The sequence below is a fragment of the Selenomonas sp. F0473 genome (assembly GCF_000315545.1).
In the GTDB taxonomy this organism is placed as follows: domain Bacteria; phylum Bacillota; class Negativicutes; order Selenomonadales; family Selenomonadaceae; genus Centipeda.
In genome coordinates this window covers 106,588-118,349 of the sequence record NZ_JH992902.1, presented here as the reverse complement: position 1 = coordinate 118,349, position 11,762 = coordinate 106,588, and the positions used below count along the sequence as shown (strand labels likewise).

9 protein-coding genes and 1 pseudogene are annotated in these 11,762 nt (G+C 59.7%); all 10 read right to left on the bottom strand.

Annotation, left to right across the window (positions count from 1 at the left end; translation table 11 throughout):
* Positions 1 to 21: 21 nt before the first annotated feature.
* The 10 genes and pseudogenes from ccsA (HMPREF9161_RS00570) to HMPREF9161_RS00525 all read right to left on the bottom strand — a co-directional run bounded on the left by ccsA (HMPREF9161_RS00570) (position 22) and on the right by HMPREF9161_RS00525 (position 11,747).
* Positions 22 to 2,154, bottom strand: coding sequence for a cytochrome c biogenesis protein CcsA (ccsA, locus tag HMPREF9161_RS00570; RefSeq protein WP_009727721.1), 2,133 nt, complete (start codon positions 2,152 to 2,154; stop codon positions 22 to 24).
* Positions 2,151 to 2,526: pseudogene (locus HMPREF9161_RS00565) on the bottom strand (cytochrome c maturation protein CcmE). The gene ccsA (HMPREF9161_RS00570) and the pseudogene HMPREF9161_RS00565 overlap by 4 nt, the downstream one beginning before the upstream one ends.
* Positions 2,523 to 3,134, bottom strand: coding sequence for a cytochrome c biogenesis protein CcsA (gene ccsA, locus HMPREF9161_RS00560; protein WP_009727719.1), 612 nt, complete (start codon positions 3,132 to 3,134; stop codon positions 2,523 to 2,525). The pseudogene HMPREF9161_RS00565 and the gene ccsA (HMPREF9161_RS00560) overlap by 4 nt, the downstream one beginning before the upstream one ends.
* Before the next feature lie 17 nt (positions 3,135 to 3,151).
* The gene (locus HMPREF9161_RS00555) at positions 3,152 to 3,808 is read right to left on the bottom strand and encodes a heme exporter protein CcmB (RefSeq protein ID WP_009727718.1); all 657 of its coding nucleotides are present in this window, start codon (positions 3,806 to 3,808) and stop codon (positions 3,152 to 3,154) included.
* Positions 3,789 to 4,406 carry an ATP-binding cassette domain-containing protein gene (locus HMPREF9161_RS00550; protein ID WP_009727717.1) on the bottom strand — a complete coding sequence of 206 codons (618 nt, stop codon included), beginning with the start codon at positions 4,404 to 4,406 and terminating at the stop codon, positions 3,789 to 3,791. The genes HMPREF9161_RS00555 and HMPREF9161_RS00550 overlap by 20 nt, the downstream gene beginning before the upstream one ends.
* 197 nt (positions 4,407 to 4,603) lie before the next feature.
* Positions 4,604 to 5,596 carry an aldo/keto reductase gene (locus HMPREF9161_RS00545; RefSeq protein ID WP_009727716.1) on the bottom strand — a complete coding sequence of 331 codons (993 nt, stop codon included), beginning with the start codon at positions 5,594 to 5,596 and terminating at the stop codon, positions 4,604 to 4,606.
* Positions 5,597 to 5,716: 120 nt separating this feature from the next.
* A complete protein-coding gene (locus HMPREF9161_RS00540; RefSeq protein WP_009727715.1) occupies positions 5,717 to 6,868 on the bottom strand; it encodes a mannitol-1-phosphate 5-dehydrogenase in 1,152 nt (383 codons plus the stop codon).
* A 12-nt stretch (positions 6,869 to 6,880) separates the two neighbouring features.
* Positions 6,881 to 8,776, bottom strand: a complete 1,896-nt coding sequence (locus HMPREF9161_RS00535) for a PTS mannitol transporter subunit IICBA (RefSeq protein ID WP_009727714.1) — start codon at positions 8,774 to 8,776, stop codon at positions 6,881 to 6,883.
* A 251-nt stretch (positions 8,777 to 9,027) separates the two neighbouring features.
* Complete coding sequence (gene tsaD, locus HMPREF9161_RS00530) at positions 9,028 to 10,047, bottom strand: tRNA (adenosine(37)-N6)-threonylcarbamoyltransferase complex transferase subunit TsaD (RefSeq protein WP_009727712.1); 1,020 nt, start codon at positions 10,045 to 10,047, stop codon at positions 9,028 to 9,030.
* Between the two features lie 35 nt (positions 10,048 to 10,082).
* Positions 10,083 to 11,747, bottom strand: a complete 1,665-nt coding sequence (locus HMPREF9161_RS00525) for a WG repeat-containing protein (protein ID WP_009727711.1) — start codon at positions 11,745 to 11,747, stop codon at positions 10,083 to 10,085.
* Positions 11,748 to 11,762 lie beyond the last annotated feature (15 nt).

Genomic DNA, 11,762 nt, shown 5'->3' with positions numbered 1-11,762 from the left:
GTTTCCTTCCTCCCTTCTGTTTTATTCCTGGGAATCACGCTGCGATCCACCTCCTTTGCCGCGCGGCATCCGCAGTGCCGCCGCGATGCCGCCCGCGGTGACGAGCATGCAGGCGAGCCAGAGCAGCGAGATGCCGGGCTTCGTACTGACCGCCGCGGTAACGGGCAGCGCAGCCTCCTCCGCGCGTGCCGGCAGCAGCTCGAGCCGGATGTCGCGATCGTCGCCAGAGACGCCTGTGAGACGGATGCGGAATTTTCCGTCCATCACATCGACGGGACGCGAGGTGCCGCCGCGCTCTGTGGCGAGGATCGAGGGCTGCGCCGTCTCGACCGTCTCGCCGTCCGTCACGGCGACATCCGCGGTGACGAGGGTCTTGCCGCCGCCCTGCGGCTCGTAGCTGATGTCCTCATAGCGGTAGGCATAATCGTTCACGCCCATCGCGGTCCTGCCGCGGTGCAGGATCATCTCGTCCCGCTCCGCTGCGGTCGGCGTCGGGGCGATGTAGAGATCGCCCGAGAGCGTCCGCGCGATCGCAGGTTCCCGCGCCGCATCTTCGCCGTTCGCGCGGAGTTTCGTCACCGCCTCACACGCCGCGCCGTCCACCTCGTAGAGATAGGATTTTTCCCCGCCGCTCTCGGCGAATTCCTGTCCGCGGTAAAGGACAGTGTGCCCGTAGATTTCCTGCGGCACATCGGGGGTCAGCGTCACGGTCATCGTTTGACTGCCGCTCCCCGACAGGACAAAAGCAAGGAGCGCGAGTCCCGCGCCGACGTGGGCGAGCATCCCGCCAAGACCAAGCCGCCGCCCACGGAATGCGGCGCATGCCGCTGCCGCTGCAAAGAGCCCGAACGCGGCGAGAACCACGGCGGCCGCCTCGGTGACGCCGGCGACTCCTGCGGCGATGCCGCCGAGCACGGCTGCGGCAAAGATCCACGGGGGACGAACGAGCCCCCCCTCCGTGCGCGGCAGGAGTACGCCGCCCCCCATCAGCAGGGCAAGCACGACGGCGATCGGCAGCGTCGTCCGCACATAGTACCCCGTATCGACCGCTGCGCTCTCCCCGATCAGTCCCGAGATGAGCGGCATCGACATGCCGAAGAATACGATCGCCGTGATGAAGACGAGCAGCAACATACCGAGGAGGATCAGAAATGCACGGCTCTTGTGCGCGCCGTAGACGGCCCCCTTCGGCAGGCGCTCGATCCGTGCGGCGAGAATGCCGAGTCCCGCGAGGAGCACCAATCCGTTCGCGAGCGCGATGTAGAACCCGATGTCCGATCCCGCGAACGAGTGCACGGAGAAGTCGCCGAGGATGCCGCTGCGCGTGAGGAACGTGCCGTAGAGGACGAACGCGTAGGAGAATATCGCCGCCAGATGTACGAGATAGTATGCCCCGCGCCGCTCACGCGCCACAGAGATCAGATGGATGAGCACGCAGGCGAGCAGCCACGGCACGAGGGAGGAGTTCTCCACGGGATCCCAGCCCCAGTAGCCGCCCCAGCCGAGCACCTTGTACGCCCAGTAGCCGCCGATGAAGATGCCGGCGCCGAGGAACGCCCACGCGACGAGCGCCCAACGCCGCATAGGGGCGAGGAAATTGCCGTCTGCGGGCGCCTTCAGCATGCTCTCGATCGAGTAGGCGAACGGCACGGCGAGCAGCGCGTAGCCGACGAAAATGATCGGCGGATGTACCGCCATCCACGGGTCTTGCAGGAGCGGATTCATCCCGTTGCCGTCGGAGACCATCGTCTCCGCATACGCGAAGGGACTTTTGATCAGCACGAGGAAGACGAGCAGCGCCGTCAGCAGCTGATAGACAATGCGCCCGAACGTCCCCATACGCCCCTGCCGCACAATGATCACGCCGACGACGGCGTGAATGAGGAGCCAGAGAAGGAAGGAGCCCTGCTGCCCCGCCCAAAATGCCGATACCTTGTAGAGCAGCGGCAGCGCGATGGACGAGTAGCTCACGACGTAGGCATAGCCGAAGTCATCCGTGAGAATCGCGGCGAGGAGCGCGGCCGCCGCGCCGAGCGCTAAGAGTCCCGCGAGATACGCGCAGATATCGCTCGCGCGATGCTTTCCCTGCGCGTCACACACGGCTGCACCGAGCGCCGAAAGGAGCACACCGGCGAGAAACACGGTACCGATCATACGTTTACCTTGCCCTTCTGGGATTCATATTTGGAGGGACATTTGATCAGCAGTTTGTCCGCATTGAAGCTGCCGTCCGCATATTTGCCGATGGCGACGATGTGATACGCCTCGTCGAACGTGTCGGGCTTGACGCCCTTATAGCGCACGAGCATCGTTTCGCCCGTCTCCTCGTCGGCGATGGAGAACACGAACGTCTCGTCCTCCATATGCGCCGCGACCGATTTATCCGGCAGGCCCTTGACCTGCACGTTGCGCGCCACCGCACGCGCCTCTGCGATACCGACGTAGGGCGTCACGGAGTCCGCAAAGAAATAGCCGGCATCCGATAAAGGCAAGAATGAGCCCGATAAATAGATAGGTACGATTCATGACGGCCTCCGTTTCATCAGCCAGGCAAATATAAGCGTTACATCCACAAGACAAAGCATCAACACGGCAAGCATAACGCGGTCCATATCGAGCTGTCCCGCGCCGTTGATGACGGGCGACGGGTGCAGCGAGAAGAACATACGCGGCAGAATGAATACGAGGAACGGAACCGAGAGAAAGGAAAAGAGCGCATAGACCGCCGATGCGGACGCCCGCGCGCGTTCCTCCCGCATCGTCATGCGCAGCGTCAGATAGGCGCCGTAGATGAGGAGCAGGATGAAGATCGTCGTCTGCCGCGGATCCCAATTCCAGTACGCGCCCCACGTCAGTTTTGAAAAAATCGCCCCGCTCCCTGTCGCGAGGAGCGTGAAGATGAGCCCAAGTACGGCTGCGCGCGCGCTCGCAGCATCGTGTTTAAGATCGCGTGTCCGCAGATAGCGCCCGCCGCGGTACGCGGCATAGAAAAACGCGATGACCGAGACCCACGCGACGGGGATGTGGAAGAATGCAATGCGCACGTACTCGCCCAGTCTCTCCGCCGGAGGAACGACGAAGAACACGGCATAGAGAGCGGCAGCCGTTAAGATGCCGATGGCTCCTTTGAGCATCGATATCCCCCTTCCCCCTAGCTTTCAATCCATAGATAGTCGAACAGGAGCGACGCCCCAACCGTAAGCGCCATATCGTAGATGAGGATACCGCCGAGCAGTACTCCCTCGTCCTCTCCCGCTGTAATGGCAATCGCAGTCAGGAGAATGGGGAGCATCGACGGCAGTAGCAGCACCGGCACGAGACCTCCGCGCACGCTTGCAGACGCGGCAACCGCCGCGAGGAGGGTATCTGCCGCCGCCATCCCCCAAAGCGCGAGCAGGAGGACAGCGAGAAATGCCGTATCGAGCATAAACATCGCATCCATTAAGACGATGACGAACGGCATAATGATAACGGAAAGAATCAACAGTGTGACAAGGTGTGCCGCCATCTTGCCAAAGAGCACCGCCTGTGCCGGAACATAGATCCGCAGGAAGAGAAGCGTTCCTGCCGCAGCCTCCTCTGCAAAGAGGCGTTCCCCTTGGAGTGTTGCCGCGAAGAAGAGTACGATCCAGTAGAGCGTCGCCGACTGCCGCGCATCCGGCATATCGCCTGCAAGCGACATACTCATAAAGGCGATGACAGTGAGGGCGAACATGCCCATCGTCACATAGCCTGCGCGGTGACGCACACCGTCGAGGAGTTCCTTGTAGGCGACACGGCGTGTTGCCTCAAAGATCGATGCACGCATCCGCCGCCTCCTTCTCCGCACGGTCGTTTGTCGCCCACAGGATGAGCCGGCCGCGCGCGGCGGCATGGCGGACTTCCTCTCTGAGAAGAGCGCATCCCGCCTTGTCAAGCGCCAGCCCCGGCTCATCGAGCAGCCATACATCCGTATCGGTGCCGAAGAGCACCGCGAGCCGCACGCGCTGACGCATCCCCGTGGAGAGCTGTCCTGCCGGACGAGACAAGACTTCCGTCGAAAGCCCGATACGCGCGAGCAGATCTTGCAGAGCCGATTCCTCCACAGAAACGCCGCGCGCCCCAAGCAGAAAAGCGAGATTTTCGCGCACCGTCAGACGCGTATAGAGTTCCATCTCCGGCGTTGCCATCCCAATCAGCACACGGTACGCCGCACCGGTGACCTCCGCCCCGTCAAGAAATGTCTCGACCCGTCCCGACGTCGGTATCATCAGCCGCGCCGCAAGGCGGAGCAGCGTCGACTTCCCGCTGCCGTTCGGGCCCGCAACCGCCGTTATCCGTCCGCCGACAAAGTTACGGGTGACGTCCCGCAGCACTTCTCGCCCTTCAAATGACTGCCCGACGCCGTTAAATCGGATTTCAACCATAGATTATCCCTTCCATAACTTTAATTTATTTTACCATGTTCTTCAAGAAAAAAGGAATACATATTTTATATAGGTCTATTTTATAGTTGTATTCTATATCAATATTGAAGGGTATTCATAAATTAAAAAGGGCCGTTACGCTTGCACACATGTGCAAGTGCGGCAGCCCCGATTTATCAATATTTTTCTTCTTGATATTAGGATCCCGACCCGCCGAATACGGCGGACATCGGCACACGCGACAGTTGCTCGTCGATGGCGGCGACCTCTGCGGCGGAGAGGACGATCTCTGCGGCTCCTGCATTCTCTTTAAGCCGCGAGATTTTCCGCGTGCCCGGGATAGGCGCGACGTACGGTTTCTTGCAGAGCATCCACGCGAGCGCGATCTGCCCACTCGTCGCGCTCCTTCCCTCCGCGAGGTTCCGCAGGAGCGCGAGCAGCTCCGCATTCCGCTCCATCGCCTCGGGTGTGAACTGCGGCATCCGCGCGCGCATATCGAGCTTCGCATCGAATATGTCGCCCTTACCGTACGCCCCCGTTAAAACGCCGTTTGCCAGCGGAGAGAAGGCGACGAAGCCGATGCCGAGCTCCTCGAGCACCGGGAAGAGACGTTCATAACCGCGCGCCATCATAGAGTAGCGGTTCTGTACTGCCGTCAGCGGGCAGACCGCATGTGCGCGGCGAATATCGTTCTCCGTTGCCTCGGAGATGCCCCAGTAGAGAATCTTCCCCTCCCGTATGAGCTCTCCCATGACGCCGGCAACCTCTTCGACGGGCACCTTCGGATCGACGCGGTGCTGATAGTAGAGATCAATATGATCCGTCCCGAGGCGCCGCAGCGAACCTTCGACAGAGGAACGAATCACTTCCGGCCGCGCGTCCGTCACGATCGGGCTGCGCCCCTCCTTGAGGAGCGACATATCGAACGAGACGCCGAACTTCGACGCGATGACGACCTTCTCCCGATATGGAGCGAGCGCCGCACCGAGGAGCCGCTCGTTGTCATGCGGATCGTCGGACGAACCGTAGACCTCCGCCGTGTCGAAATGCGTAACCCCCATATCGACTGCCGCCGCAATCAGCTCGCGCATCTCCTTTTTATCCGCCGGCGCGCCATAGGCATGGCTCATGCCCATACAGCCAAGCCCCACGGACGAGACGGTGAGATTGCCTAGTTTACGATAGTTCATCTGCATTCGCTCCTCATTCATGTTTTCTCCATTATATGCCAAAGAATGAAAACCGACAACACATAAAAAGGCCTCTGCACCGCGCTGATGCAGAGGCCTTTATGTAATTTTGTACCGGCGTTATGCGTTCAGCGCCGCGTTCTTCTCCACGATGAGGCCGAACAGCTCTGAGCCTGCGGGGATCTCGGTGAAGTGTGTGAGCGCCGCATCGAAGCCGTGCGCTTTCACATAATCCTGTACCTCGACCGCTTCGGGATCGTCCGCGTAGTCGAACCGGAGAGCGGCGGCAATCACGGTCGCAAGGGCGTCCGGCCGTTTCCCCATCCGCACCAGTTGGACGGCGGGAGATACGAGGCGGTCCTGTGCGCCAAGTTTACGTTTCGGTCCGCGGGCAACGCGCGTCACAGCGTCGGAAAGATGTGGATTCTTGAACCGCTCTTCCGCCGTTCTGATATATGCCGCATGTTTTTCGCGGTCAAATCCATATTTCTCGATGAGGAGCTCGCTCGTCTCCGCCCAGACACGCCGGACGAAGGAGACGATCTCCTCGTCGCGCATGGCGGCGGCAATATCCTCGATGCCCTTCAGATAGGCCATGTAGGCGATAGAGGCGTGCCCCGTATTGACGGAGAAGAGTTTACGCTCGATATATGCCGCGAGGTTGTCCACCCACGTCAGCCCCTCGATGGCGGGCGGTTCTCCGGCCGCCCCCTTCCGATCGACGTCCCACTCTGCAAAGGGCTCGACCTTGACAAGCAGCGGATCCTCGTTGTGCTGGATCGGCACAATACGGTCGACAGCCGCATCCGGGAAGCCGATACAGCGGTCCGCTTTTGCCTTCACCTCGTCCGAGAGATGCTCGTAAACGAAATTTTTGAGTACGGTCGAACCGCCGACCATGTTTTCGCACGCGATGATGTTGAGCGGCGCCTCGTTCTTTTCAAGACGGTGCGCGAGCCCCTTCGCGATGTTCGGCGCGATAAATTTGAGGATATTCGGACCGATGGCGGTCGTCACGATATCGGCCGTCACAAAGGCATCCAGCAGAGGCGCAAGACTCGTATTGCTGTTGATCGCCTTGACATGCTCCACATGAATGCGCTGCGGCGCGTCTCCGACGATCTCGATATCATAGGCGCGGCGCGCGTTGATCTCGTCGACGAGCGCCTCCGCCACATCGACAAACGTGACTTCATAGCCCGAACGGACAAGCAGCTCGCCGATAAAGCCGCGGCCGATATTGCCGCCGCCGAAATGAAGTGCCTGTTTCATAGGAAACTCCTCTCAGTCCTCCCGCATGAACGCGGCATAGAGATCGTCCGCATTTTTCGTCGTAAAGAGCGCCTCGAGCTGCTCGTCGCTGTAATCACCGATCATTGTGGCGATATTCGCGAGGATGGCGAGATGGTCGTTGCCCATGCCGGCGATGCCGATCACGAGGTGCGCGGTCTCGTCGCCGAACTTTACCCCTTCGGGATATTGGAGGATGACGATGCCTGTCTTTTTGATCGCACTCTTGACGGCATTCTCGCCGTGCGGTATCGCAATGCCCTTGCCGATATAGGTCGAAATGTCCTTCTCGCGGTTGAGCATCCCCTGCACATAGGCTTCGCCGACATAGCCGCCCGCGACGAGCAGTTTTCCCGCCTCCGCAACGGCGTTTTCACGGCTGACGCTCGGAAGTCCGACCTTGATGTTCTCTTTGAGGAGAACGCCCGCGCCGATCCTTGGCTCCGCAGAGGCTTCCTCTTCTGCCGGTGCCGATGTGCCGACGGCGGCAGCCTTCAACCGCTCGGTGACGATTTCGTACACGTTGTTCTGCGTGAAGTCGCGCACCCAAATGTGCTCTGCCTGCGGTGAATCCGCAAGCGCACGCTCCGCAAGTTTTTCATGCGAGATAACGAGCTGCGCCTCGCTCGGGATCGCCCCGATCGCACAGTTTGTGACCGAGATATCGGTATATCCGTCCTTCTTGAGCTTCTTGCGCAGTGCCGCCGCGCCGAGCGCCGACGAGCCCATCCCCGCGTCGCAGGCGTAGACAATGACCTTCAGATCCTTGCCCGAAACCTTCTTCTCCATCGGGAGATCCCTGCCGCGATTCTTCATGTCCGCCATGTTTTCACGCGCCGTCTCAAGCGATTCGTCGTCGACATCTTTGGACATCTTGATAAAGACGGACGCGACCGCACAGGACACCGCCGTCGCTACGGCAACGGCCGAGAGGTTTGCAAAAAGCGCAGAGCCGCTCGGCGTCATGGCGATAATCGCAAAGATCGAGCCGGGAGAGGCCGGCGCGATCAGGCCGCCGTTCAGCATAACGAGCGTAAAGACGCCGGACATGCCGCCTGCGATCGCCGCGACGATGAGGATCGGCTTCATGAGAATATACGGGAAATAGATTTCGTGGATCCCCCCGAGGAAGTGGATGATCATCGCGCCCGGCGAGGACGACTTCGCCATGCCCTTTCCGAAGAGCCAATACGCGATCAGTATCCCAAAGCCGGGGCCCGGGTTCGCTTCGAGCAGGAAGAATGCGGATTTGCCGAACTCCTGTGCCTGCTGGATGCCGAGCGGACTCAGCACGCCGTGGTTGAGCGCGTTGTTGAGGAAAAGCACCTTGGCCGGCTCGATGATGATGGATGCCAGCGGCAGAAGCCCCGCCGCGACGATTCCCTCGACGCCGGAGCGGAGGATGTCGTTCGCGGCGCTGACGATCGGTCCTACGACCTCGAACGCGAGGATCGCTAGAAGGCCGCCGAGAATGCCGAGCGAGAAGTTGTTGACGAGCATCTCAAAGCCGCCCGGTATACTGTCGCGGACGGCATTGTCAAATTTCTTGATGATCACGCCGCCCAACGGCCCCATGATCATCGCCCCGAGGAACATCGGGATATCGGAACCCGCGATCACGCCCGAGGTCGCAATCGCACCCATGACGCCGCCGCGGTGTCCGTTGACGGCAAAGCCGCCGGTAAATCCGATGAGCAGCGGAATCAGCCATTTGCTCATAGGACCGCCGACCTGCGCGAGCGTCTCGTTCGGCATCCATCCGGTCGGGATGAATAGCGCCGTGAGGAATCCCCACGCGATAAATGCGCCGATATTCGGCATGACCATTCCGGACAGGAACCGGCCGAATTTCTGCATGGCCTCCTGTGCCCCTCCGCCCTGTTGACTCATAAAAATCCCCCTTCGTGTATAACATAAAATAAGAGCCGTCCCAAAAATTTCTTGGAAAACTCCTCGAACACATAGGCCGGTATACGTACGCCCCCATACCCACACCGCGTATCGTATACGATGAGTTTCATTATAGCGAATCTCTCTCATTCTTACAACATATATCGTACACGCTCCTATAAAATAATCCTATGAACCAATCGAAAAAAGTCGATGCGCGACGCACGTTCACACACCGACTACAACCTCGTTTATGCCGATACAAAATCCAGCCCCGGCACCGCATTCAAATAAAGGTCGCTGTAACGCCCCGCCGCCGCTTGGTAGGCGCCGCGGCAGGCGATCATCGCGGCGTTGTCCGTGCAAAGGCGCGGCGACGGATAGAGATAGCGGATGCCGCGCTCCGCTGCAGTCTCTCGCAGACGTTTTTCGAGCGCCGCATTCGCCGCGACGCCGCCCGCAAGAACGAGCGTATCGCGTCCCGCTTCTCGGATGGCCTCGAAGGCCTTGTGCGCGAGCACCTCGACAACCGCAGCCTGGAACGATGCTGCAATGTCCGCCTTATTCGGCTCATGCCCTTTCATCCGCTCGCTGTTGATATGGTTCAGCACGGCAGATTTCAAGCCGCTGAAACTGAACTCGTAGTTCCCCTCCTGCGCGAGTGCGCGCGGGAAATCTACGGCATGCGGGTTGCCCTCCCGCGCGAGTTTATCGATCTCGGGGCCGCCGGGGTACGGCAGGTCCATCACGCGCGCAACCTTGTCGAACGCCTCACCCGCCGCGTCGTCGCGCGTCTTTCCCATCAGACGAAACGTCTCGTAATCCGCGACGTCGACAAGCGCCGTATGTCCGCCCGAGACGACGAGGGCCATGAAGGGCGGCGCGAGTTCTTTCGTCTCGAGGAAATTCGCAAAGATATGCCCCTCAAGATGGTTCACGCCGATGAGCGGAACGCCAAGCGAAAACGCGAGCGATTTTGCCGCCGACACGCCGACGAGAAGGGCGCCGACGAGCCCCGGGCCATAGGTCACGGCAACTTGATCGATATCCGAGCGTTTGATACCCGCCTCTTTGACCGCTTGGTCAACGACGGGCAGGATGCTCAGGATATGGTTGCGCGAGGCGATTTCGGGCACAACGCCGCCGTATTTCCGATGAATGGGAATCTGCGTCGCGATCACACAGGACAGGAGTTCGCGCGCACCGCGCAGCACCGCTGCAGACGTCTCGTCGCAGCTCGTCTCAATGCCGAGCGTTATTTTTTCGCGCATCGTCGACCTCCCTTCCCTCCGCGGCAGACCGCTTATTATTTATCATCCGTCGGAAGCAACGCTCTCTCTTTCGTTCGGAAAATGTCCACGGCATCATACGCGGGCGCAACGACAAAGTCACCTGCATGATTCATATAGCCCCACAGTTTACCGACCCGCACCGGCATCAGTCCCGCGGCAAAGGGGCCGAGATCCGTCACGCCGTCGGGCAGCGTCAAAAGATCTTTGCCCTCTTTGTCAATCACATGCCACGTTCCATCCTTACATACGCTCGCCGCGCCTTCGCCGAAGCTCACGACTTGATCGTACGTCGGCGGGATAACAGCGCCGCCCGCGCCGTCGATAAAGCCCCATTGATCGTTGAGGCGCACCGCGAAAAGGCCTTCGCTCAGCGGATAGATTCTTTCATACTGCGGTGCGATCACATAAGCGCCCGTTCTGTCCATGACGCCCCACTTCCCCTTTGTCATGACATAGGAAAGACCGTTCTTGTCAAAAGGGCTCACATAGTCGTTCTTCGTCGAAATGACTTCTTTCCCCGCGGCATCGACGTATCCGCGCTTTAAGACGTCGTGGTCGATGCTTGTGAAAATCTTATCGTCGTAGATCTTATCCCACTTGCTGCCGACCGACATGGTCGAAATCGCGTTGAAGCTATAGGTTCCGACGCGGTTATATACCGCGGCAAGCCCGTCCTTATAGGGCTCCATGCGATCGTATGCCGACGGCCAAAGCGCCGCCCCCGTCGCGTCGATAAAGTGCGCAAACTCATCGTCGCTGACAATCGCGCGCCCATCCTCCGTAAAGTCGTGATCGACATAGTAAAACTGCGGTTTGATTACCTCCGTTCCCGTTCGGTCAACGAATCCCCAGTCAGGGCGCGCAATCGCGCCGTGATTCTTTTGTACGGCCGCGTAGCCGTTGGAAAACTCCCGCGCTTCCGTATACGCGCAGGGAACAACCTGCGCGCCTGTCTTATCGATATAGCCGTAACGTCTCGTACCGTCCCTTACAATCGCCAATCCGTCCGAAAACGGACGCGCCTCCGCATAGACGCACGGAATGACCGGCGTCCCCGTCTTATCGATATAGCCGTAGCGGTTCGTATCGTCCTTGACCGCCGCCAGTCCCTCCGAAAAATGGTTTGTTCCCCGATAATGCAGGGGCAGGAAATTCCCCTCCGGGTCGACAAACGTCCACGTTTTATCCGGTCGGCACACACTGGCAAGGCCTTCGCAATAAGAATACATCTCGCGCTGCTCGATCGGAACGACGACGCTCCCCTCCTCGTCGTAGGCGCCGTAACGGCCGCTCTTCTTGTCGTATACGATAAAGCGCCCTTCCTTGGCATCCCCGACGCTCTCGTACGCAACCGGAATCAAGACCGTTCCGTCCGCACGCAGAACGCCGCAGATTTTTTTATCCGTGACATGAATAAATCCCGCGCTGTCAAAGCGGATTTTATCATAAATAGGCGGAACAACGACGTTCCCCGCCGTATCGAGGACAGCGCGTTTCTTACCCGTATGGACAATGACCAGATGCTCGATGATTTCGGACTTTTCGTCCTCCTCGTCGACAACCATCAAAGCGCGAATCATGTTCCCCAGAATCCCCGCCTCGGCGTTTCCTCCCGGCAGCAAGAACATTGTCGACAAGAGCGCGCCGACGAAAAGTCGCTTTCCCCATTTCTTCTTCATAACATATTCTCCTTT

Bases quoted from the DNA above. Each gene is read 5' to 3' on its own strand.
- HMPREF9161_RS00545 (WP_009727716.1), bottom strand. From the start codon at position 5,596: ATGAACTATCGTAAACTAGGCAATCTCACCGTCTCGTCCGTGGGGCTT.
- ccsA (WP_009727721.1), bottom strand. From the start codon at position 2,154: ATGATCGGTACCGTGTTTCTCGCCGGTGTGCTCCTTTCGGCGCTCGGT.
- HMPREF9161_RS00550 (WP_009727717.1), bottom strand. From the start codon at position 4,406: ATGGTTGAAATCCGATTTAACGGCGTCGGGCAGTCATTTGAAGGGCGA.
- ccsA (WP_009727719.1), bottom strand. From the start codon at position 3,134: ATGCTCAAAGGAGCCATCGGCATCTTAACGGCTGCCGCTCTCTATGCC.
- HMPREF9161_RS00555 (WP_009727718.1), bottom strand. From the start codon at position 3,808: ATGCGTGCATCGATCTTTGAGGCAACACGCCGTGTCGCCTACAAGGAA.
- HMPREF9161_RS00540 (WP_009727715.1), bottom strand. From the start codon at position 6,868: ATGAAACAGGCACTTCATTTCGGCGGCGGCAATATCGGCCGCGGCTTT.
- HMPREF9161_RS00525 (WP_009727711.1), bottom strand. From the start codon at position 11,747: ATGAAGAAGAAATGGGGAAAGCGACTTTTCGTCGGCGCGCTCTTGTCG.
- tsaD (WP_009727712.1), bottom strand. From the start codon at position 10,047: ATGCGCGAAAAAATAACGCTCGGCATTGAGACGAGCTGCGACGAGACG.
- HMPREF9161_RS00535 (WP_009727714.1), bottom strand. From the start codon at position 8,776: ATGAGTCAACAGGGCGGAGGGGCACAGGAGGCCATGCAGAAATTCGGC.